Source organism: Pseudomonas sp. F-14 TE3623, from assembly GCF_053629015.1.
On sequence record NZ_JBRJHM010000001.1, the window covers coordinates 5,529,897 to 5,551,111 of the forward strand.

Consider the following 21,215-nt stretch of genomic DNA (forward strand, 5'->3'; position numbering starts at 1 on the left):
ACCGCAACAGACCTTGAGCCATACACCTCACACCAACGAACACCGATCAAAAAACCGCTCACGTCCCAGCATCATCAGCGCCGCGCGCTTGTGCGGGAAGTCGAACTCTTTTTCGCAGTGGAAACACTGATTGTGCATATGCCCAATCATCTTCGCGTTGTCGGCGCGAGGCTCGGCAACCACCCGTTGAGTGCGTGGATCATCGAGAAACAGGTAATGCACCAGCGCCGATAGCCAGCTCGCCACCTTATGCGGGCCGCGGTGATGTTCTTCGCCCACCAGCATGTGAATGCCTCGGTCGTAATCGGCTGCATCATAGAACGGCGCAATGCGATCTTCCTTGGCCCAATAGGCTTCGAAATAGGCGAAAGGTTGATCATCGAAGCAACCGATCAGCGTCAAGGTGTGCGGGTCGGCTTCGAGCTTGCTCAGGTATTCGCGATGCTTCTCGAGACTGCCCTCCTCCTGCCAGAAACTCGCCACCCGCGGGCTGTTCTGCCAGCGGTTGAAACGCGCCAGGTCATGCTCGATTTCTACTGTGCGCAGGGAGACCCACGCACCGAGCCGCGCATCGAAACGTCGATACACCTCACCTCTGGGCTTTATCGGGCGCATTGGATGGCGCTTACCGTCGCTGATGACCATTTGCTGCGGATAGCTGCCGGTGCGCGACTCACCCAGCCAAGGCTGGGGCAATTGCCAGAACAGCGTGCGTTCGCAGCGATACTGGCCGGTAACGTCGGAGGGGATCAGCAACCCGCTGAGCAAAGCTTCGGTGGGCACATCATCGAGGTGCCAGGTCAGACGCTGACAAGCCGCGTCACGGGCAAATAGCCAATAGCAAGCCGCCCAGAATGCCTGACCGTCAGGATGGCCAAAACGCTCCTCCAGACGCAGATGCAACGCCGGCTCACGAGTCAGCCGCAGTTCGATCAACGGCTGCCCTTGCAGACTGAGGCTCAGGCGGCTGGCGGTTTCATCGGCTACAAGACAGTTGCCTGACGGCAAGGCCAGGGTGGTCAGGTCATTCAGATTGGACATGGGTGCGGCTCACGGTAATCGTCGACAGTTCAACGATGTGACGTGAGCCGGAGCGGGAAATTTAAGCGCCGTCGCCAAATACGCGTCTCATGGCACTAATCAAGGGCACGAATCAGGGTTTGCGCACCGGTACCAAGGCAATTTTGTAGGGATTGAAAATCTTCAACATCTGGCCGTTGTCTCGCAGGCCTTGTAGCAACTTGCCGAATGCTTCGCCAGTAATCGGTGCCTGCGGGCGAATCAGCGCGTAATGGTGATAGACCTGATCGATCCGTTGCGACACCAGCAATTGCTCGCCGACTTTCTCGTTACGCAGCAGGTAATCGCTCAGGTAGGAACGTGTCACCAAGGCAATGTCCGCTCGTCCACGCAGCACCATCAGCAGGTTGCTGTCGTGGGAATAGGTCAGCGTGGCTTTGTAGGCGTCGGCCAGATACTTGGGATCGGCATTGAAATTGGCAAACTCGTAGTGATAGCCGCTGTACAGTGCCAGGCGCTTGCCCGTCAGGTCCTTGAAGTAATTCTCATCGCGATCGGGTTTCTTCTGCGCGACAAAGATTTCTGCATCTTCCAGGCCCATGTCGACGAGGGTGTGCGGGATGTCCTTCCACCCCCAGTCCGGGTTCTCGAAAATCGCCATATCGACCCGGCCTTCCTTGAAATCGTTGAAACGTCGTGGAATCGAGGTGGGCACCAGCTCAAACCGATAGTCGGTTTGCAACTGATTCAGCGCTTCCACCAGTTGCGGCAACAGACCGGTGTCGGCACCTGACTCCGGGCGCACGGTATAGGGTGGAAAATGCGCGGCACCGACCCGCACCAACTGTGCAGCCTGAGACGGCAACACACAGCACACCGCAAGCGCCGCCAGCAAAAGCCGAGACGCTGTCCGAATTGGCGAAGACATCAAACAGCCCACTCCCCGAGAAAAATACCCATCAATGCATTCAAGCTAGGCGGTTTCGCCGACTTAGCCAGTTTCATACCGAGATAGACGGCTTACTGCCGTTCTTCGAGCACCAGAATAAGCGCTTCATCGGCCAATTGATCGAGACTCATGCTGCCATCGGCACGAAACCAGGTGGTAGTCCAGGATAACGCGCCCGTCAGGAAACGGCGGGTGATAAACACATCGCCACGGATAAAACCGGCGCCCTTGGCTTCCCCCAGCACCTGCAGCCAGATGTCTTCATAAATATCACGCAGCGCCAAAACTTGCGCCTGGCCTTCTGCTGACAGCGAACGCCATTCATACACCAGCACCGCCATGGCCTCGCCGCTGCCGCCCATGATCGACTGCAATTCGCAACGAATCAGCGCCAACACTCGCTCACGCACGTTGCCGGCCTCGGCCAGGGCTGCGCGCATTAACGCAGTGTTGTAGCGAATGGTCTCTTCCATCACTGCCCGCAGGATCTCATCCTTGCTTTTGAAGTGATGAAAAATACTGCCTGACTGAATACCGACCGCACCGGCCAGATCGCGCACGGTGGTACGTTCATAACCTTTATTACGAAACAGGTGAGCAGCCACTTGCAGCAGTTTGCCGCGGGCGCTGTCCGGGTCGGTCAATTGGCCGCTGTCGACCAATTCGCGCATCACCCTCAGGGCTTTTTGCTCGTCCACCCGTTCTCTCCTACAGTCGATCAATCAATTGCGCCGCTGGCCGCTAAAACAGCGGGGTTGCGCGGGCAATTTAAGCTGGCAGGGGCGACCAAGCAAGCGCTTGGGCAGAAGATATTTCAGTCGTTTACAAACCAAGCGCTTGCTTGGTAGTCTCGAAGCACTTCTGTCGGAGGTGGTTATGGAATTGGCTGCGCCCAAAACAATCCGTATCGGTTGCGCCAGCGCATTCTGGGGCGACACCTCGACCGCCGCCGAGCAACTGGTGGAAGGCGGGCGGCTGAACTATCTGGTGTTCGATTATCTGGCCGAGATCACGATGTCGATCATGGCCGGGGCGCGGATGAAAGATCCGGGGGCCGGCTACGCCAGCGACTTCATCGAAGTCCTCAGTCCCCTCCTCAACCAGCTCGCAGAACAGAAGATCCGCGTCATCAGCAATGCCGGCGGCGTCAATCCACACGCTTGCGCCGCTGCCCTGCAAGCGGCCTGCGACAAGGCCGGAGTGGCGCTGAAGATCGCCGTGCTGTCGGGCGACGATTTGCAACCGCAGTTCAAACGCCTGAGCAGTCTTGGCCTCCATGAGATGTTCAATGGCACGCCGCTGCCGCCGATGTGCGTGTCGACCAACGCCTACCTCGGCGCGCCGGGCATCGTCGAAGCCCTGCGCCTGGGCGCCGACATTGTGATTACCGGGCGCGTGGTCGACAGCGCCGTGGCCAGCGCCGCGCTGGTGCATGAGTTCGGCTGGTCGTGGCACGACTACGACAAACTCGCCCAGGCTGCACTGGCCGGGCACCTCATTGAATGTGGCGCCCAATGCACCGGCGGCAATTTCACCGATTGGCACGACGTTCCCGACTACGAACACATCGGTTTTCCAATCGTCGAAGTCGGTGCCGACGGCCAGTTTATCGTCAACAAACCCGACGGCTCCGGCGGTCTGGTTACGCCCCTGACCGTTGGCGAGCAGATGCTTTATGAAATCGGCGACCCACAGGCCTATTTGCTGCCCGACGTGGTGTGCGATTTCAGTCAGGTCAAACTCGTGCAGCAAGGCAAAAACGCGGTGCAGGTGCATGGCGCAAAAGGTTTGCCGCCGACCGATCAGTACAAGGTCAGCGCCACGTATCCGGACGGTTTTCGCTGTACCGCCAGCTGCCTGATCGCCGGGATCGATGCCGTGGCCAAGGCCCGACGGGTCAGCCAGGCGATCATCAACAAAACCTCGGAAATCTTCAGCCAGCGCGGCTGGGCGCCCTACAGCGAAGTGAACATCGAACTGCTGGGCAGCGAAGCCACTTATGGCCCCCACGGCCAGCGCCAGGACAGCCGCGAAGTGGTGATCAAACTCGCCGTGCGCCACCCAAGCAAACAGGCCTTGATTCTGTTTTCCCGGGAAATCGCCCAGGCCGCCACCGGCATGGCGCCGGGGTTGACCGGGATCGTCGGCGGGCGGCCGACGGTGTACCCGCTGATCCGGCTGTTTTCATTCCTGATCGATAAGACCGCCTGCACCCTGGAAATCGACCTCGCCGGTGAGCGCCACCCGTGCGCCCTGCCCGCCTTCGATGTACTCGACCCGGATGACTTGCCGCTACCGTTCGATCCGCCCCAACCCACAGAGCGCGCCGACGCCAGCGTGGCCCTGATCAAGCTCGCCGTGGCGCGCTCCGGCGACAAGGGCAATCACAGCAACATCGGCGTCATGGCGCGCCATCCCGATTACCTGCCGTGGATCGCCGAAGCGCTGACACCTGAGGTGATCGTCGACTGGATGAGCCATGTCCTCGATCCGATCCACGGGCGTGTCGAACGCTGGTATTTACCCGGCACTCAGAGCTTTAATTTTCTTCTGGAGAACGCGCTCGGCGGCGGTGGCGTGGCCAGCCTGCGGATCGATCCGCAAGGCAAGGCGTTCGCCCAACAACTGCTGGAGATCCAGATTCCGGTGCCGCAGCGCATCGCCGATCAGGTCAACTAGAGGACCGTCGTCATGGCTTATGACTCGATTTACAAACCCGACCTGTTCGCTGGCCAAAACATCATTGTCACCGGGGGCGGCAGCGGCATCGGCCGTTGCACTGCCCACGAGCTCGCAGCCCTCGGTGCGCAGGTGCTGCTGGTGGGGCGAAATGTCGAGAAACTGAAAAAGGTCGCCGCTGAAATCACCGAAGACGGCGGTAAAGCCAGTTGGCAGGTCTGCGATATCCGCGATGAAGACGCCGTCACGCAATTGGTCAGCGAATTGATCCGCAAACACGGGCCGATTCATGGGCTGGTCAACAATGCCGGCGGGCAGTACCCCTCGCCCCTGGCGTCGATCAATCAGAAAGGGTTCGAAACCATACTGCGCACCAACCTGGTGGGTGGTTTTCTGATGGCCCGTGAGGTGTTCAATCAGTCCATGAGCAAGCACGGCGGCGCCATCGTCAACATGCTCGCCGACATGTGGGGCGGCATGCCCGGCATGGGTCACTCGGGCGCGGCGCGCTCGGGCATGGACAACTTCACCAAGACCGCCGCGTTTGAATGGGGCTATGCCGGCGTGCGGGTCAACGCCGTCGCGCCAGGCTGGGTCGCCTCCAGCGGCATGGACACCTACGAAGGTGCGTTCCGGGCCGTGATCCCGACCCTGTGCGAACACGTACCGCTCAAGCGCATCGGCACCGAATCGGAAATCAGCGCGGCAATTGTTTTTCTGCTCAGCCCGGCAGCGGCGTTTGTCAGCGGCAGCACGTTGCGCATCGACGGCGCCGCCAGCCTCGGCGGGCGGGCCTGGCCGATGCACAAGGCGCAGAACAGTCACTCGTACAACGGCTTTCATCGCGCCTATTTACCCGAAGTACTCAGACCCGACTCGTCCAAACCAGACGTCCCCAAGCCAGACGAGCTCAAGGACAAGGAATAACCATGCCGGTCATCCAGTCCCAGGTAGATCCGTTCAGCGAACCGTTCGCCCGCAACCGGGCGGCCATGCTGGCCGGCATCGAGCAGGTCCGTCAGCTCGAACAGAACCTGCTGAGCAAAGCTGCCGAAGCCAAGCCCAGGTTCGACAAACGTGGGCAACTGTTGCCCCGGGAGCGGCTTAACCTGCTGCTCGACCCCGGCGCGCCGTTTCTCGAACTGGCGAGCCTGGCCGGCTATAAGCTGCACGACGACAAGGACGGCAGTTCGGCCGGCGGCGGTTTGATCGCCGGGATCGGTTACGTGTCCGGCGTGCGGGTATTGGTGGTGGCGAACAACAGCGCGATCAAGGGCGGAACCATTTCCCCCAGCGGTTTGAAAAAATCCCTGCGCCTGCAACAGATCGCCATGGAAAACAAACTGCCGGTGATCACCCTCGCGGAAAGCGGGGGCGCCAACCTCAATTACGCGGCGGAGATTTTCGTCGAAGGCGCGCGCAGCTTTGCCAATCAGGCGCGGATGTCGGCCATGGGCTTGCCGCAAATCACCGTGGTCCATGGCTCGGCCACGGCGGGCGGTGCTTATCAGCCGGGGTTGTCGGATTACGTGGTGGTGGTGCGCGGCAAGGCCAAGCTGTTTCTCGCCGGGCCGCCACTGCTCAAGGCCGCCACCGGTGAAATCGCCACCGACGAAGAACTGGGCGGCGCCGAGATGCACGCGCAAACCGCCGGCACCGCCGAATACCTGGCCGAGAACGATGCCGATGGCGTGCGCCAGGTGCGCGAAATCATGAGCCTGTTGCCGTGGAACGATCAGTTGCAATGGTTACCCGAACGGCGATGGGAAGAACCGCTGTACCCCATCGACGAACTGCTGGGACTCATCCCGGATGACCCGAAAAAGCCTTACGACGTGCGTGAAATCATCGCCAGGATTGCCGACGCTTCGAACTTCCTTGAATTCAAGGGCGAGTTCGACCAGCAAACAATCTGCGGGCATTTGCAGATTCAGGGGCGAGCCTGCGGCTTCATCGGCAACAACGGTCCGATTACGCCCAAAGGTGCGAGCAAGGCTGCACAGTTCATTCAGCTCTGCGACCAGAGCCAGACGCCCCTGCTGTTTTTCCACAACACCACCGGTTTCATGGTCGGCACCGAGTCGGAACAACAAGGTGTGATCAAGCACGGCGCGAAGATGATTCAAGCGGTGGCCAATGCTCGGGTACCTAAATTGACGATCGTCGTCGGCGGCTCCTACGGCGCTGGCAACTACGCGATGTGCGGCCGTGGCCTCGACCCGCGCTTCATCTTCGCCTGGCCCAACAGCCGCACCGCGGTGATGGGCGGCGCTCAGGCCGGCAAAGTGTTGCGGATCGTCACCGAAGCCAAACAGCTCAAGGACGGGTTGGTGCCCGACCCGAAAATGCTCGACATGCTGGAACAGGTCACCGCGCAGAAACTCGACAGCCAGTCCACCGCGCTGTATGGCAGCGCCAATCTGTGGGACGACGGGCTGATCGATCCGCGGGACACCCGCACGTTGCTGGGGTATTTGCTGGACATCTGCCATGAGGCCGAGGTTCGTTCGCTGCAATCCAACAGTTTCGGCGTAGCCCGGTTTTGATGACGCGGAGCGTCTAAGGCTGCATTCCCACGCAGAGCGTGGGAACGATCACAGGAGAACAATAAAAAATGATCTTCACCCAGGAACACGAAGCACTGCGCCGCACTGTCCGCCAATTCGTCGATCATGAGATCAATCCTCACGTCGATGAATGGGAAAAGGCCGGGCGCTTTCCGATCCATGAAATCTTCCGCAAGGCTGGCGACCTCGGTCTGCTGGGAATTAGCAAACCGGAAAAATTCGGCGGCATGGGGCTCGATTACAGCTATTCGATTGTGGCCGCCGAAGAGTTCGGCACCATTCATTGCGGCGGCATTCCGATGTCCATCGGCGTGCAGACCGACATGTGCACCCCGGCCCTGGCGCGTTTCGGCTCTGATGAACTGCGTGAAGAGTTCCTGCGGCCGGCGATCACCGGCGAGCAGGTCGGCTGCATTGGCGTCTCCGAAGTCGGCGCCGGCTCCGACGTAGCAGGTTTGAAAACTACTGCCCGCAAGGACGGCGACGACTATGTAATCAACGGCAGCAAGATGTGGATCACCAATTCGCCGAGCGCCGACTTCATCTGCCTGCTGGCCAACACCTCGGACGACAAGCCGCACATCAACAAGTCGCTGATCATGGTGCCGATGAACAGCCCCGGCATCAGTCTCAGCTCGCACCTAGACAAGCTCGGCATGCGCAGCTCGGAAACCGCCCAGATATTCTTCGACAATGTGCGCGTGCCGCAACGCAACCGCATCGGCCACGAAGGTGCGGGGTTCATGATGCAGATGCTGCAGTTCCAGGAAGAACGATTGTTCGGCGCGGCGAACATGATCAAAGGCCTGGAGTACTGCGTCGACAGCACCATCGAGTACTGCAAGGAGCGCAAAACCTTCGGCAATGCGCTGATCGACAATCAGGTCATTCATTTCCGTCTGGCCGAACTGCAAACCGAAATCGAATGCCTGCGGGCGCTGGTCTATCAGGCCACCGAGCAATACATCAAAGGCCAGGACGTCACCCGCCTGGCGTCCATGGCCAAACTCAAGGCCGGGCGACTCGGTCGGGAAGTCAGCGACAGTTGCCTGCAATATTGGGGCGGCATGGGCTTCATGTGGGACAACCCGGTGGCCCGGGCGTACCGCGACGTGCGGCTGGTGTCGATCGGCGGCGGTGCCGACGAAATCATGCTGGGGATCATCTGCAAACTCATGGGCATCCTGCCGGGGAAAAAGAAATGAACACCCTTCCCGTTTGCCAGACCCTGTTGCTCGAACGGCATAACGGCGTCCTGCACATCACCCTCAATCGCCCCGACAGTCGCAACGCCATGAGCCTGCAAATGGTCGCCGAGCTGCGCGCGGTACTGGCGGCGGTGCGGGATGACCGGCAGGTTCGCGCGTTGGTGATCAGCGGTGCTGGCGGGCATTTTTGTGCCGGTGCCGACATCAAGGACATGGCCAAGGCCCGCGCTCAAGGCGCGACCGCCTACCGCGAGTTGAACCGTGCGTTCGGCGCCTTGCTGGAAGAAGCTCAGCACGCGCCGCAAGTGGTCATCACGGTGCTGCAAGGCGCGGTGCTTGGCGGTGGTTTCGGTCTGGCCTGCGTCAGTGATATCGCCATGGCCGATCATCAGGCGCAATTCGGCCTGCCGGAAACCAGCCTCGGTCTGTTGCCGGCGCAGATCGCGCCGTTCGTGGTGCAGCGCATTGGCCTGACCCAGGCCCGCCGACTGGCCCTGACCGCCGCACGGTTCGATGGCACCCAGGCGCGACGGATGGGGCTGGTGCATTTTGTCGAGCATGATCCGCAAGCCTTGGCCGAGCGCCTCGATGAGGTGCTGGCCCATGTGTTGTGTTGCGCGCCGGGGGCGAATGCGGCGACCAAAAAACTCTTGTTGGCGAGTGCGGTGCAACTCTCGGATGGCCTGCTGGATCAGGCGGCCGAGTGGTTCAGTGAAGCGGTGACCGGGGATGAAGGGGTCGAGGGGACGATGGCCTTTGTGCAAAAGCGAAAACCGGGTTGGGCTATTTAAAAGCTTCGCGAGCAAGCCCGCTCCCACAGGGGAATGCATTTCAAGTGTGGGAGCGGGCTTGCTCGCGAAGAGGCCCTGAATGACACCGCAAAACTCAAGGAAAGCCCCCATGCCCGCCTTCAGCAAAATCCTGATCGCCAACCGCGGTGAAATCGCCTGCCGCATCCAGCGCACCGCGCAAGCGTTGGGCTACCGCACCGTCGCCGTGTTCAGCGATGCCGACGCCGATGCATTGCATGTGCAGATCGCCGACGAAGCTGTGAACATCGGCCCGGCCCCGGTGCAGCAGTCTTACCTGAACATCCCGGCAATCATCGACGCCGCCCGGCGCACCGGTGCTGATGCGATCCATCCCGGTTACGGCTTCCTCTCCGAAAACGCAGAGTTCGCCCGCGCCTGCCAACAGGCCGGCGTCATCTTCATCGGCCCGAGCCCCGAGGCCATCGAGCTGATGGGCAGCAAACGTCTGTCGAAACTCGCCATGATCAAAGCTGGCGTGCCTTGCATCAAAGGCTGTCAGGGCAGCGAACAGGACGACGCGGCCCTGAGCCGCGAAGCCGAACGCATCGGCTACCCGCTGATGATCAAGGCCAGTGCTGGCGGTGGCGGTCGTGGCATGCGTCTGGTGCATAGCGCCGCCGAGTTGCTGGAGCAACTCCGTACCGCACGCTCCGAAGCGCAGCATGGGTTTGGCAACGACGAACTGATCCTCGAACAAGCCTTGATCGACCCGCGTCACGTCGAGGTTCAGGTGTTTGGCGATCAGCACGGCAACCTGATCCACCTTGGCGAGCGCGACTGTTCGATCCAGCGCCGCCACCAGAAAATCATCGAGGAAGCGCCCTGCCCGGTAATGACCGCCGAGTTGCGCCAGGCCATGGGCGAAGCTGCGCTCAAGGCTGGGCGCGCGGTGAAGTACGTCGGCGCTGGCACTGTGGAGTTCCTGCTGGATGCTCGCGGGCAGTTTTACTTTCTGGAGATGAACACCCGGCTGCAGGTGGAACATCCGGTGACAGAGCTGATCACAGGCCTTGATCTGGTGGCCTGGCAGTTACATGTCGCCGAAGGACTGCCACTGCCGTTGCGACAGGAGCAGGTGCAGCTCAATGGCCATGCCATGGAGGTGCGCCTGTACGCCGAAGATCCAGCCCAGGGATTTGTGCCGCAAACCGGGCGAATCGCAGCTTGGGAGACTGCGTTACAGGGCGGCGTGCGGATCGACCATGGCCTGATCGAAGGCCAGTCTGTCTGCCCGTTCTATGACCCGATGCTGGGCAAGCTCATCGCCCACGGCGCCACCCGCGAAGAAGCCCGGCGCAAGTTGTTGCGGGCGGTGCAGGACAGCGTGCTGCTGGGTGTGCAAAGCAATCAGCGCTTGCTCGCCCGTCTGCTGGAACATCCGCAGTTCATCAGCGGCGAGTTCAGCACCGGGTTCATCCCCACGTACTTCGCCGATCATTCCTGCCTGCATCCCCATGTGCCGAGCGCCGAAGAACTGGCCATCGCTGCAGCGCTGTTTTATCAAGCGTCGGCGCAGGCTCACCGCGCCCCGCTGGCTGGTTGGCGCAACAACGCCAGCGTGCCGTTGCACTACCGAATCGGCCTGGAGGATCAGGATTGGCCGGTGGAATTGAACGCTGAACCTGGCAAACGCTACCGTGCTCAGGTCGGCGCTCGCGCTCTCGAACTGAAGGTCATCGGATGCGATGGACGCTGGGCCACCCTGGAAATCGATAGCATCCGCCAACGCCATGCCTACCGCCTCGAAGCCGGGCAACTGTGGTTGTTCACGCGCCCCGGCAGCCTGCAGCTGGTCGATCGGACCCAGGCGCTGGTCAGCGGCCAGGCCAGTGTCAGTTCCGGCACGCTCAAGGCGCCGATGGACGGGGCAATCGTCGATGTATTGGTCAGTGAGGGCAGCCCGGTCAGCAAAGGTCAGCTACTGGTGGTGCTTGAAGCAATGAAAATGGAGCATCCGCTCAAATCGGGTATCGACGGCGTGCTCAAACGGTTGCAGATCAAGGTAGGCGATCAGGTCAAAAATCGTCAGATTTTGTTGGAGGTCGAATAAGCCGCTAGGCGGATCCGCCGCGTTTGGCTACGCTCAAGCCCTATCAGGACGCGGATACCAGGAACCCTGCGATGCCTCACTGGTTGGTCATTGATCTGGAAGCCACCACCGATGAGGGTGGCTGGCCAGTAACAGAAATGGAAATCATCGAAATCGGCGCCACCCTCGTGGACCGCAAAGGCCAGGAACTGGATCACTTCCAGTGCTTCGTGCGCCCGTTGCGCCGGCCCTTGCTGACGCCGTTTTGCCGGGATCTGACCCACATCACCCAGGCCAATATCGATGCCGCACAGCCGCTCACCGACGTCTGGCCGTTGTTCGAACGCTGGCTCGGCCAACATCACGCGCGCCTGGACGGCTGGGCCAGCTGGGGCGATTACGACCGCAAACAACTGCTTCAGGAATGGCAGCGCCTGCAACTCAACAGCATCCTGAGCCGGGTGCCACACATGAACCTCAAGCAACGCTTCGCCAAGGCTTGTCGGCTTGAGCGCCCGCTGAGCCTCAATGGAGCCCTGCAACTGGCGGGCCTGCAGTTCAACGGTCAGCAGCATCGAGCCCTGGAAGACGCGCGCAATACCGCGCGTTTGCTACCGCTGATTTTCCCCGCTAATCCTTGAGTGCAGGAGGTGACGCCTATCGACACCTTGTGCATACTGGCCGGCCCTTTTTAGCCCTTTTCGAGGAACCGCCCATGTTTAAAGTCAACGAGTACTTCGACGGCACCGTCAAGTCGATCGCCTTTGGCACCGCTGAAGGTCCAGCGACCATCGGCGTCATGGCACCGGGCGAATACGAATTCGGCACCAGCCAGCGTGAAATCATGCACGTGGTGTCCGGCGCCCTGACCGTCAAACTGCCTGACAGCGACACCTGGGAAACCTTCGCCGCCGGCAGCCAGTTCAACGTGCCCGCCAACAGCAAGTTCCAACTGAAAGTGGCCGTCGACACCGCTTACCTGTGCGAATACCGCGGCTAAAACCGTGGGTTTTCACAGCGACAAAAAAATGCCCGTGTCCTTGGACACGGGCATTTTTTCATTTTGAAGGGCTTTTATTCGAGGATCGTCACCGGCATGCCGACTTCCAGGCGGCCATTACCGTCGTTGACCAGATTCTGACCGAACATCGCACCGTCGGCCTCGGTGCGGTATTTCTGCAAGGTGGCCAGGGGTTCACGATCTTCGCTGCGTTCGCCGGTCTGCGGGTCGATAGTGGTCAGAATGCAGCGTGAGCAGGACTTGACTACGCGGAACTCGACATCGCCAATACGGATACGCTTCCAGCTATCTTCGGCATACGCTTCACTGCCCTCGATGACCAGATTGGGCCGAAAGCGCAACATCTCCAGCGGCCGCCCGACCTTGCTCGACAAGTCTTCCAGCGACGCCTGACCAATCAGCAACAACGGAAAGCCGTCGGCAAAAGCTACCTGATCATCGTCCTTGCCATAGCCGGCCTGGGTGGTCCGCGCGCGATCAACTGGCACTTGTACCAGGCGCGTCGGTTTGCCGATGAACTCACTGACCCAGGCACCCGCCGCATCGCCGGCATCGGGAACGCGCAAGGTGTCACGCCAGATGGTCACCCCACGCAGATCGGCATCGCCGTCAGGCAACGCAATATCGATCGGTGAATGGTCCGGGGCGCTGAGGGTCAAACCGCCGTCGGCATTCCACAACGCCGACAACTGACTCATTTTCGCGACCGCGCGTTGGGTCAGAAAACGCCCACTGGCCTCGTCCACCAGCATCCAGCGTCGATCGCCGTCCAGCCCCAGCTTATCCAGGCTGACCTGATTGAGGGTCTCGCCCTTGCCGGATTTCAACGGAAAACGATAAAGCGCGCTCAGACGCATGGCCAGCTCCCTAGTAGGTGAAAACGCCACCCTATACGAGCTTGTTTGCCGAATCAAAGGCTGATGTCAAACCAGCCTCTGCTCGTAATGTCAGGCAGGTACTGCGTCGAGCATCAGGCGCTGGCGCACCACGTCGACGAGTTTGTCGGGCTGGAACTTGGAGAGAAAGTTGTCGCAGCCGACCTTCTTCACCATCGAGTCGTTGAAGCTGCCCGACAGCGAGGTGTGCAACACCACATAAAGACCGCGCAAGCGGGGGTCGTTACGGATTTCGGTGGTAAGGCGATAGCCATCCATCTCCGGCATTTCCGCATCGGTGAAGATCATCAGCAACTTGTCAGTCATGACTTCGCCCGTATCAGCCCAGGCCTTTAGCATGTTCAGTGCCTTCAAGCCATCGCTGGCGATGTGCATCTTCACGCCCAACTGACCCAAGGTGTCGCGCAATTGCGAAAGGGCCACGTTCGAGTCATCCACCAACAACACTTCACGGCCACGGGCGAGCTCCAGCACCGGATCGTCGAGTTTGTCGCGCGATACCTTGGCGTTGTACGGAACGATTTCGGCCAGGACTTTTTCGACGTCGATGATTTCCACCAACTGATCATCAACCTTGCTGATGGCGGTCAGGTAATGCTGGCGACCAGCACTGGCCGGCGGCGGCAAAATGGCTTCCCAGTTCATGTTGACGATGCGGTCCACGCCACCGACCAGGAACGCCTGCACCGAGCGGTTGTACTCGGTGACGATGATGGTACTGGTGGGGCTTGGCACCAGCGGGCGCATGCCGATAGCCTGGGACAGGTCGATCACCGGCAGCGTCTGGCCACGCAGGTTGACCACGCCGCACACAAAAGGATGGCGTTGCGGCATCAGAGTCAGCTTCGGCAGCTGTAGCACCTCCTGGACCTTGAAGACGTTGATCGCAAACAATTGCCGTCCGGCCAGCCGAAACATGAGAATTTCCAGGCGATTCTCACCCACCAGTTGCGTGCGTTGGTCTACCGTGTCGAGAATGCCGGCCATTAATGACTCCTGGGCTTGTTCTGATGAATTCATTAAAGGGAGTTATCGGCTGTTTTTGCCGGACCTTGACCCCCAGACAAAATGCCACGTCCAGACATTGATGTCACATTAACATCATGCTTTACTGGCTCCGTGATTTTCATCTGCTTCATTTCCTGCGGCGCGACCACGGCTTGCACGTTAGGTTCCCCTATATAAGGGATTCCCCTAGTAACAATCAGGCCCAACCTGATATTCGCAATATCCAATAGCCATTAATGTGACGCCATTCTCATTGCATGAACGGAGTCAGGCTTTTGTGTGCGATCGCAGGTCAGTGGCCATCCATCTTCTCGAGTTCCCCAGCCGGCACTCAAACCTGCCGGAGCGCGATCTCACGAAGGCTTGGCAGCGCCGGGACGCCTATGGTTCCCGTCGGCACACACGACATTCCCTCATCTGATATGACGTTGTGGAGATAAGCATGCCGATCGACACCAAAGAGTGGGCGCAACGATTTCCAGAGTTTCTGGTCGAGGCTGAAACACTCTTGGCCAAATCCGAGGAATGCCTGAGTCATTTGCAACTGATCAGCAATGACAAGGACGCCATCGATTGCATGCTCAGCACCCTTCTCAAACTGTCCAGCAAGGCCGATGCCTTGGCACTGGCGGCGGTCTCGGAGTTCTCGCTGCATATTCACGGATTGCTGAGCCACGCGCAGAACCACATGGACCTGCACGATGAAGCCCTGGACGCACTCAAGGACTGCTTCACATTAATGGCCTGGCAACTCGAACTCATCGATCAGACTACCGGTCAACTCGGTCTCGATAACAGTGAACAGACCTCGCTGATTGAAGCGTTTGCGTTTCAAGTTGGACATAGTCAGTTTCAACCGCCCAGCCACTCCAGACCGTTCAGGCTCGTTTCTTTCGCGGAACGGCAAGCCTGAAATTACCGGCCTCTGGCCGTGTTGCGCTTTTCTATTGCCATGACGTCGCCCTATAACTTGATGCGCTCATGTCGCAATTGAATATTTCATACCCGCGACGACAGCTCGAAATAAGTAGTTATCCTGCCTCGACTTCAGATAGCGCCTGGCAATAAAAACAAAATGCCTGGCAATCGATATCTTCCGACGATAAAAATCGAAAGTTTTTCCAATGTGGAGCCATCGTCCAGAAACCATATTTGACTATATAGAGCTATATACCGAACGCGACCAACGGTATGTTAAGTGTTAGTATGCCGACCATTAGTTGACGCCAATTAATGGCACAGTGACTACAGCCAAGCACCATGAAGGCTGCATTTCCAGCACTGCACTGCAGCCATTGAAGCCGACTTCACACAACGATTTCCACACAGAGACCCGTCAGCCCTTACGGCCGGTCTGCCCGCAGCGAACACCCATTGGCTCCATCCGCTATGTACGCCAGCCTCAAGTCAATTACCCTGTGGCCACCCTCCCGAAAAAACGCGCGCCGGCTCACGCTTTTTCTGTGTATCTGCTCGACGCTTGGCAGCCTGCTGGTCTATAGCTTGTCCATGCCTCTGCCGTTGAGTCTGCTGGTGCTCAATAGTGCAGCGCTGACCTGCGTCTGGGTGAGACATTGCCTCTCGCGCAAATCGATAAAGTTTCAACCTCAAGAACTGGCTGACCGTCTGCTGCAAGTGCAGGAAAACGAACGCCACCGGCTCAGTCGGGAGCTGCATGATGACATCGGCCAATTGCTGACCGCCGCAAAACTGCAAAGTGAATGGCTCAAACGCCGATTGCCCGAAGAACTGCAGGGGCAGTGCTCGGTGCTCAGCGAAACGCTGGACGAAACCCTGACCAAGGTTCGTGACGTCTCGGCCATCCTCAATCCGCGGCAACTGGCCAGTCTCGGGCTGGAAGCCAGTCTGCGTGCGCATTTACTCAGGACCCTGGCCAATACCTCTATGCACTGGAGCCTGGAATGCCATCAACGCTTGACGGGCATACCGGAGGAAATAGCGGTGGCAGCTTTTCGAATCACTCAAGAAGCAATTACCAATATACTGCGTCACGCCGAGGCCAGTAATCTGTTGGTCCGCCTGCAACGCCTGCCCCAGGGCCTGACGCTGTTGATCAGCGACGACGGCCAGGGTTTCGCGCCTGCGACAGATCCCGCTCGCGAGGGGCAACGCGGAATGGCCGGGATGTCGGAGCGGATCGATCAGCTAGGCGGCACACTGACCGTGACCAGCGAACCGGGCAAAGGCACTCAAATAGAAGCACTCTTCCCCTGGGCGCCCCGTGCGCTAGAACGGGCCAGTACGAATAAGGTTATGCATTGACTTGTAACTTACTTCTGGTGGACGACCACTCGCTGATCAGGGCTGGCGTGCGCGCTCTGGTGCTGGATATTCCCGGCTATGCGGTAATCGGGGAGGCCAATGACGGCTCGCAGTTGGTCGAGATGGTCGAGCAGCTATCCCCGGACATCATTCTGCTGGATATTTCCATGAAGGAAACCAGTGGCCTTGAAGCCTTGCAACGACTCAAGCAAGTACGCCCGCAGTGCAAAGTGCTCATCCTGTCGATGCACACCGACCCGGCACTCATCATGCAGGCACTGGAATCAGGGGCTCATGGCTACCTGCTCAAGGACACCACGCCCACCGAACTCGAACATGCCCTGGATGCCTTGCGCAATAACGAACGCTACCTGAGCCCGGCCATTGCCCATACGGTCATCAACCAGGCGCTGACCCGAACCCAGAAAAATCAGACGCAACCCCAAGACTCGCACAACCTGACGGCACGCCAGCTGGAAATCCTGCGACTGATTGTTCGCGGCAAATCCACGCGGGAAATTGCCAATGGCCTGGGTCTGAGCATCAAGACTGTCGAAACCCACCGCTCGCAGATTATGAAACGCTTGCAGATCTACGATGTGGCCGGCCTGGTGCTGTTCGCCGTGCGCGAGCAAATTATCAGTCTGGACGATTAGCTGGATTCGAGACGCTCAGCAGCGGCGAGCCCTCGGGCAAATGCACTCGCAATGCCGCCGGGCGCGCCGAGAAACGCAGACTATCGCCCTCCAGAGGTTCACCATCAAGGTTGATATAAAGACCCTCCGAGACTTTGATCTCGACCCATGGCAACCGAGCTCGCACAAACATGTTGTCGATGCCGAAGCCATCGGTCAGCAAATTTTTCAAGGTACCGACCACTTCCTGTGGCGCGGGCAAAATGCTGATATCCAGCAGACCATCGTCAGCCAGCGCCTGCGGGCACAACACATGACCGCCGCCAGCCTGTCGACCATTGCCAATGCCCAATGCCAACAATTCGCCGCTCCAGTGAAAATCCGGCCCCTGCAACTCGCCATAGGCTGCATGCAACTCACTGAAGCGCGATAGACCCGTGAAGAGATAAGCGGCGCCCCCAAGGATTTTTTTCAGATCCTCGGAGGTATTGGCCGTGACCTGACTGCCAAAACCGCCTGTGGCCATGTTCAGGAAAACCTGACCGCCGACTTCTCCCAGATCAATGGCTCGCGGGGTAGCCTCCAGAAGGTCCAACGCCTGAGCGGGCTCCAGAGGCACACCGGCAGCGCGAGCAAAATCGTTGGCGGTGCCCAAGGGCAAAAGTACCAGACTGGCTTGCGTAGAATGCGCCGCCATGGCTTCGGCGATATCACGCAAGGTACCGTCGCCGCCGCCGGCAATCAGCTGCGTATAGCCCGCCGCCAGCGCTTCTTCCACCAACCGCTGCGCATCACCGGCCTCCCAGGTCAGTCGAACAGCCAGTTCCCAGCCCTGCTGGCGCTTGCCTTCGATGGCTGCACGGACCTCCTCATTGAGTGCCTGCTTGCCATGCAGAATCAACAGTGCCTTGCGCTCGCTCATTTTTGCCACTCCCATATCCGCAGTTCCATGGGATATGTTGACCTCGCAGCGCCTTATAAAAGTCGCAAAAATTTGAATTATTTCCAAGGGAAGGAAACGTGAGTCCTACAGAGCGGTATTTTTTCTTACAAAACGTGAGGAATCGGCTCAATTGACCCAACAGGGCAATTGGTACACCGTTGTGTCTCAGTTATCAGTCATCACCCGTTATTTACACAGGGACGTGAAAAACAATGAATGGAACCCCCTTAATGGCCTCAAAAAGCGCAGGCAATAACGGCATCGGCCACTTCAATGGTTTTAACGCAAGGAGCCAGTTACTCCATGCAAAGCCATGACCTCAGACTACCGGTAACTCCGGTCGCGCCGTTCGCAGAAAATCGCGCCAATCATCAGGCTGAACTCAAAAACAGCGCAAAGCCCGCCGGAGAAGTTGATATGGAACCTCGCGTCATTGAACTGGAGACACACCTCAAATACATCCGAAGAGACATGGATGAAGTCCGGGGTGACGTCAAATCCATCAAACACAGACTTGCCTATTCAGCTGGCGGAACAGCCGTGATCCTGGGACTTCTGACCTGGATCGCCAACAGCCGCTTCGACCAGGTCGTGACACTTCTGGCACATTAAGGAATGGTCATCCACGCAAGCCCAATGCGATCAATCGGGCTTGCGTGACAAAACCAGCGCCTGTATCAGCTCAAGACTTCACTCAGCGGGATGAAGCTCACACAATCACCCTCGATCAGCGTACGGTCCTCCAGCACTTCAACCAGACCGTCAGCCCAGGCAGCACTGCGCAGTACGCCAGAGCTCTGATTCCTGTAGATGATTGCCCGGCCATTCTCCAGACGTCCGCGCAAGTACTCACGTCGGTTACCAGCCTTTGGCCAGACAAACCCTGCCGGCACCTGAAACTTCAGGGGTTCAACCTCTTTTACGCCTTGGCGACGCAAGAGGTAGGGCCTTGCCAACAAAGCAAAAGTCACCAGGGTCGATGCCGGATTGCCGGGTAAACCAATCACAGGCACGCCACGAAAATGCCCGAACGTCAGTGGTTTGCCTGGTTTGATGGCAAGCTTCCACAGAGTCAATTCGCCCTCTTCCCGCAAGGCAATGCCCAGAAAGTCGGCCTCTCCCACCGATACGCCACCGGTCGAGAGAATCAGGTCGACATCCTTTAGCTCACCAAGGCGGGCACGAGTGGTCGTTAAATCATCGGGAAGAATGCCGGCATCGATCACCTCACAACCCAAGCGCTGCAACCAACTGCAGAGCAATACTCGATTGCTGTTGTAGATCTGTCCCGGCCCAAGGGCCTGACCAGGCTCAATCAACTCATCACCGGTAGACAAGACCGCAACACGAATTTTGCGAACTACGTCCAGCTCAGCGCATCCCAGCGATGCCGCCAGCCCCTGCTCGATAGGCCCCAGACGCGTTCCAACGGGCAAGATCAGCTCACCAACGGTGGCTTCCTGACCTTGTGGACGGATGTTCTTTCCTGGGGTCATGATCTCGGTGAAACGTACCCGCTCATCCGCCTGAACCTCGGCATTCTCCTGCATCTCGACACAGTCGGCACCTGCAGGCACAGGCGCGCCGGTGAAGATTCGCGCACAGGTACCCGGCTTCAAGGGCTCCGGGGCCTGGCCCGCAAAAATCTTCTGACTGACCACCAACGGCTCTCCCGTCCAGTCGGCCAGGTGCAAGGCATAACCGTCCATGGCACTGTTGGGCCAAGGCGGCAAATCAAGTGTCGAGACCAGGTCAGTGGCCAACACACGCCCCTGAACCTGCGCCAACGGCAAGCGTTCGTGCTCATGAATCTTCGAGGCGTCAGCCATTTCCAGTAAACGCGCCAGTGCCACCTCGACAGCCATCAGACTGCCAGCCTTGCCTGGCTTACCCGCGCGATTCACAGGGTGCCGCCTGTTTCAGGTGGGCCACGAAATTGCACGGACGGTGACGCGAATCCAGTTGCTCGGCAAGAATGCCGTCCCAACCGGTGCGCACCGCATTGGTCGAGCCCGGCAAGCAGCATACCAGCGTGCCATTGGCCAGACCGGCCAAGGCCCGGGACTGAACCGTCGAGGTGCCGATATCCGCTACCGATATCTGCCGGAATAACTCACCAAAACCATCGACCTGCTTATCCAGCAGGCAACTCACGGCTTCGGGTGTGCTGTCGCGACCAGTGAACCCGGTACCGCCGGTGATCAGCACCACTTGCACAACCTCATCGGCAATCCAGTTGGCGACTTGCGCGCGAATTTTGTAGAGGTCATCTTTAAGCAGTACACGGGCTGCCAGGTTATGACCGGCAGCGCTCAAACGGTCGACGAAGACCTGGCCTGAGGTATCGGTTTCCAGGGTACGGGTATCGCTGACAGTCAGCACCGCGATGTTGAGTGGTGCGAAAGGTACATCAGCCTTGGCTTTCATAGGCTCGTCCAGTTGTAGGAGAAACAGCCCGGTGTTATATCACAGCGCCTCATTTTTTCGCCGCCCCCATGGAGAAGAGCGATGACCTCGAATACACCTCTGGCGCCTTGCTCCATTCTGCTCCTGGCGGGCGGGCGCGGCCAACGCATGGGCGGTCAGGACAAGGGTTTGCTGGATTGGCACGGCGAGCCACTGATCGCGCATCTGCACCGTAAGACGCGCCCGCTGAGTGATGACCTGATCATCTCCTGCAACAGAAACCTGGAAAAATATGCGCCCTATGCGGATCAGTTGGTCCATGACGACGAGGGCGACTTTCCGGGGCCGTTGGCGGGTATTCGCGCAGGCCTTAAGGCCGCTCGCCACACTCACCTACTGGTACTGCCCTGCGATGTGCCACGCATCGATGCCGCGCTGCTCCAGAGCATGCGTGAAACCGCCGGACAGCATCCGGACAAACCGCTGATGCTGCGCCATGGAGAACACTGGGAACCCTTGCTATGCATGATTCCCGTCGCCCTTTCAGCGGCTTTCGAGACTGCCTGGAACGAAGGAGAGCGCAGCCCGGGTCGCCTTATGCGCAAGCTGGGCGCTACAGCCCTGCAATGCCCGGATAACGACCCCCGCCTGGCAAATCTGAATACGCCGGAACTGTTAAGCACACACCACACTGTGTCAGACTGACACGCGAAGGAACTTGCGCGCGTTGTATACGTCTCAAGCTCAGCAACCAAAAGA

General features: G+C 59.1%; 21 protein-coding genes. 13 read left to right on the top strand and 8 right to left on the bottom strand.

What is annotated here, in order from left to right; translation table 11 throughout:
• Positions 1 to 27 precede the first annotated feature (27 nt).
• The 3 genes from AB7M29_RS25685 to AB7M29_RS25695 all read right to left on the bottom strand — a co-directional run bounded on the left by AB7M29_RS25685 (position 28) and on the right by AB7M29_RS25695 (position 2,667).
• A complete protein-coding gene (locus tag AB7M29_RS25685; protein WP_454248283.1) occupies positions 28 to 1,041 on the bottom strand; it encodes a GNAT family N-acetyltransferase in 1,014 nt (337 codons plus the stop codon).
• A 112-nt stretch (positions 1,042 to 1,153) separates the two neighbouring features.
• Complete coding sequence (locus AB7M29_RS25690; RefSeq protein WP_052963943.1) at positions 1,154 to 1,948, bottom strand: substrate-binding periplasmic protein; 795 nt, start codon at positions 1,946 to 1,948, stop codon at positions 1,154 to 1,156.
• A gap of 92 nt (positions 1,949 to 2,040) precedes the next feature.
• Positions 2,041 to 2,667: a TetR/AcrR family transcriptional regulator gene (locus tag AB7M29_RS25695; RefSeq protein ID WP_217858713.1), complete on the bottom strand. Its 627-nt coding sequence runs from the start codon at positions 2,665 to 2,667 to the stop codon at positions 2,041 to 2,043.
• Between the two features lie 178 nt (positions 2,668 to 2,845).
• Here AB7M29_RS25695 and AB7M29_RS25700 point away from each other — a divergent pair, with 178 nt between their 5' ends.
• The 8 genes from AB7M29_RS25700 to ppnP all read left to right on the top strand — a co-directional run bounded on the left by AB7M29_RS25700 (position 2,846) and on the right by ppnP (position 12,264).
• On the top strand, positions 2,846 to 4,648 hold the full coding sequence (locus tag AB7M29_RS25700) for an acyclic terpene utilization AtuA family protein (protein WP_454248284.1): 1,803 nt from the start codon (positions 2,846 to 2,848) through the stop codon (positions 4,646 to 4,648).
• Between the two features lie 12 nt (positions 4,649 to 4,660).
• Entirely contained in the window at positions 4,661 to 5,575 is a 915-nt protein-coding gene (locus AB7M29_RS25705; protein WP_454248285.1) for an SDR family oxidoreductase, read from the top strand.
• A 2-nt stretch (positions 5,576 to 5,577) separates the two neighbouring features.
• On the top strand, positions 5,578 to 7,194 hold the full coding sequence (gene atuC / locus AB7M29_RS25710; protein ID WP_454248286.1) for a geranyl-CoA carboxylase subunit beta: 1,617 nt from the start codon (positions 5,578 to 5,580) through the stop codon (positions 7,192 to 7,194).
• Between the two features lie 68 nt (positions 7,195 to 7,262).
• Complete coding sequence (gene atuD / locus AB7M29_RS25715; RefSeq protein ID WP_052963949.1) at positions 7,263 to 8,420, top strand: citronellyl-CoA dehydrogenase; 1,158 nt, start codon at positions 7,263 to 7,265, stop codon at positions 8,418 to 8,420.
• On the top strand, positions 8,417 to 9,214 hold the full coding sequence (locus AB7M29_RS25720) for an enoyl-CoA hydratase/isomerase family protein (protein WP_217858709.1): 798 nt from the start codon (positions 8,417 to 8,419) through the stop codon (positions 9,212 to 9,214). Before atuD ends, AB7M29_RS25720 begins: the two co-directional genes overlap by 4 nt.
• Positions 9,215 to 9,323: 109 nt before the next feature.
• Positions 9,324 to 11,285, top strand: a complete 1,962-nt coding sequence (locus AB7M29_RS25725; RefSeq protein ID WP_454248287.1) for an acetyl/propionyl/methylcrotonyl-CoA carboxylase subunit alpha — start codon at positions 9,324 to 9,326, stop codon at positions 11,283 to 11,285.
• Positions 11,286 to 11,356: 71 nt separating this feature from the next.
• Positions 11,357 to 11,905 (top strand): exonuclease domain-containing protein, encoded by a 549-nt coding sequence (locus AB7M29_RS25730; protein ID WP_217858707.1) that lies wholly within the window; start codon positions 11,357 to 11,359, stop codon positions 11,903 to 11,905.
• 74 nt (positions 11,906 to 11,979) lie between these two features.
• Complete coding sequence (ppnP, locus tag AB7M29_RS25735; protein WP_007895072.1) at positions 11,980 to 12,264, top strand: pyrimidine/purine nucleoside phosphorylase; 285 nt, start codon at positions 11,980 to 11,982, stop codon at positions 12,262 to 12,264.
• A 74-nt stretch (positions 12,265 to 12,338) separates the two neighbouring features.
• Here the strand turns inward: ppnP and AB7M29_RS25740 are convergent, their stop codons facing one another.
• Together AB7M29_RS25740 and AB7M29_RS25745 are read right to left on the bottom strand one after the other, a co-directional pair.
• Entirely contained in the window at positions 12,339 to 13,142 is an 804-nt protein-coding gene (locus tag AB7M29_RS25740) for an MOSC domain-containing protein (protein ID WP_217858706.1), read from the bottom strand.
• A 90-nt stretch (positions 13,143 to 13,232) separates the two neighbouring features.
• On the bottom strand, positions 13,233 to 14,168 hold the full coding sequence (locus AB7M29_RS25745) for a chemotaxis protein CheV (protein ID WP_052963960.1): 936 nt from the start codon (positions 14,166 to 14,168) through the stop codon (positions 13,233 to 13,235).
• Between the two features lie 463 nt (positions 14,169 to 14,631).
• Between AB7M29_RS25745 and AB7M29_RS25750 the strand changes: the two genes are divergently transcribed.
• The 3 genes from AB7M29_RS25750 to AB7M29_RS25760 all read left to right on the top strand — a co-directional run bounded on the left by AB7M29_RS25750 (position 14,632) and on the right by AB7M29_RS25760 (position 17,128).
• The gene (locus AB7M29_RS25750; protein ID WP_217858705.1) at positions 14,632 to 15,102 is read left to right on the top strand and encodes a hypothetical protein; all 471 of its coding nucleotides are present in this window, start codon (positions 14,632 to 14,634) and stop codon (positions 15,100 to 15,102) included.
• A gap of 476 nt (positions 15,103 to 15,578) precedes the next feature.
• Complete coding sequence (locus AB7M29_RS25755) at positions 15,579 to 16,472, top strand: sensor histidine kinase (protein WP_454248760.1); 894 nt, start codon at positions 15,579 to 15,581, stop codon at positions 16,470 to 16,472.
• Positions 16,469 to 17,128, top strand: a complete 660-nt coding sequence (locus AB7M29_RS25760) for a response regulator (RefSeq protein WP_052963964.1) — start codon at positions 16,469 to 16,471, stop codon at positions 17,126 to 17,128. The genes AB7M29_RS25755 and AB7M29_RS25760 overlap by 4 nt, the downstream gene beginning before the upstream one ends.
• Here the strand turns inward: AB7M29_RS25760 and yegS are convergent.
• Positions 17,112 to 18,029, bottom strand: a complete 918-nt coding sequence (yegS, locus tag AB7M29_RS25765) for a lipid kinase YegS (RefSeq protein ID WP_217858704.1) — start codon at positions 18,027 to 18,029, stop codon at positions 17,112 to 17,114. The two genes, AB7M29_RS25760 and yegS, sit on opposite strands and share 17 nt — an antisense overlap.
• A gap of 324 nt (positions 18,030 to 18,353) precedes the next feature.
• Here yegS and AB7M29_RS25770 point away from each other — a divergent pair, with 324 nt between their 5' ends.
• On the top strand, positions 18,354 to 18,662 hold the full coding sequence (locus AB7M29_RS25770; protein ID WP_007895062.1) for a hypothetical protein: 309 nt from the start codon (positions 18,354 to 18,356) through the stop codon (positions 18,660 to 18,662).
• Between the two features lie 65 nt (positions 18,663 to 18,727).
• On the opposite strand, the gene AB7M29_RS25775 is transcribed toward AB7M29_RS25770, so the two are convergent.
• A complete protein-coding gene (locus AB7M29_RS25775) occupies positions 18,728 to 19,954 on the bottom strand; it encodes a molybdopterin molybdotransferase MoeA (RefSeq protein WP_454248288.1) in 1,227 nt (408 codons plus the stop codon).
• Positions 19,938 to 20,477 carry a molybdenum cofactor biosynthesis protein B gene (gene moaB, locus AB7M29_RS25780; protein WP_007895059.1) on the bottom strand — a complete coding sequence of 180 codons (540 nt, stop codon included), beginning with the start codon at positions 20,475 to 20,477 and terminating at the stop codon, positions 19,938 to 19,940. Before moaB ends, AB7M29_RS25775 begins: the two co-directional genes overlap by 17 nt.
• Before the next feature lie 81 nt (positions 20,478 to 20,558).
• Between moaB and mobA the strand changes: the two genes are divergently transcribed.
• Entirely contained in the window at positions 20,559 to 21,161 is a 603-nt protein-coding gene (gene mobA / locus AB7M29_RS25785) for a molybdenum cofactor guanylyltransferase MobA (RefSeq protein ID WP_050681940.1), read from the top strand.
• The last annotated feature ends 54 nt before the right edge of the window (positions 21,162 to 21,215 follow it).

Coding starts and splice junctions, on each gene's coding strand:
- AB7M29_RS25685 (WP_454248283.1), bottom strand. CDS start 1,041: ATGTCCAATCTGAATGACCTGACCACCCTGGCCTTGCCGTCAGGCAAC.
- AB7M29_RS25690 (WP_052963943.1), bottom strand. CDS start 1,948: ATGTCTTCGCCAATTCGGACAGCGTCTCGGCTTTTGCTGGCGGCGCTT.
- AB7M29_RS25700 (WP_454248284.1), top strand. CDS start 2,846: ATGGAATTGGCTGCGCCCAAAACAATCCGTATCGGTTGCGCCAGCGCA.
- AB7M29_RS25705 (WP_454248285.1), top strand. CDS start 4,661: ATGGCTTATGACTCGATTTACAAACCCGACCTGTTCGCTGGCCAAAAC.
- atuC (WP_454248286.1), top strand. CDS start 5,578: ATGCCGGTCATCCAGTCCCAGGTAGATCCGTTCAGCGAACCGTTCGCC.
- atuD (WP_052963949.1), top strand. CDS start 7,263: ATGATCTTCACCCAGGAACACGAAGCACTGCGCCGCACTGTCCGCCAA.
- AB7M29_RS25720 (WP_217858709.1), top strand. CDS start 8,417: ATGAACACCCTTCCCGTTTGCCAGACCCTGTTGCTCGAACGGCATAAC.
- AB7M29_RS25725 (WP_454248287.1), top strand. CDS start 9,324: ATGCCCGCCTTCAGCAAAATCCTGATCGCCAACCGCGGTGAAATCGCC.
- AB7M29_RS25730 (WP_217858707.1), top strand. CDS start 11,357: ATGCCTCACTGGTTGGTCATTGATCTGGAAGCCACCACCGATGAGGGT.
- ppnP (WP_007895072.1), top strand. CDS start 11,980: ATGTTTAAAGTCAACGAGTACTTCGACGGCACCGTCAAGTCGATCGCC.
- AB7M29_RS25740 (WP_217858706.1), bottom strand. CDS start 13,142: ATGCGTCTGAGCGCGCTTTATCGTTTTCCGTTGAAATCCGGCAAGGGC.
- AB7M29_RS25745 (WP_052963960.1), bottom strand. CDS start 14,168: ATGGCCGGCATTCTCGACACGGTAGACCAACGCACGCAACTGGTGGGT.
- AB7M29_RS25750 (WP_217858705.1), top strand. CDS start 14,632: ATGCCGATCGACACCAAAGAGTGGGCGCAACGATTTCCAGAGTTTCTG.
- AB7M29_RS25755 (WP_454248760.1), top strand. CDS start 15,579: ATGTACGCCAGCCTCAAGTCAATTACCCTGTGGCCACCCTCCCGAAAA.
- yegS (WP_217858704.1), bottom strand. CDS start 18,029: ATGAGCGAGCGCAAGGCACTGTTGATTCTGCATGGCAAGCAGGCACTC.
- AB7M29_RS25770 (WP_007895062.1), top strand. CDS start 18,354: ATGCAAAGCCATGACCTCAGACTACCGGTAACTCCGGTCGCGCCGTTC.
- moaB (WP_007895059.1), bottom strand. CDS start 20,477: ATGAAAGCCAAGGCTGATGTACCTTTCGCACCACTCAACATCGCGGTG.
- mobA (WP_050681940.1), top strand. CDS start 20,559: ATGACCTCGAATACACCTCTGGCGCCTTGCTCCATTCTGCTCCTGGCG.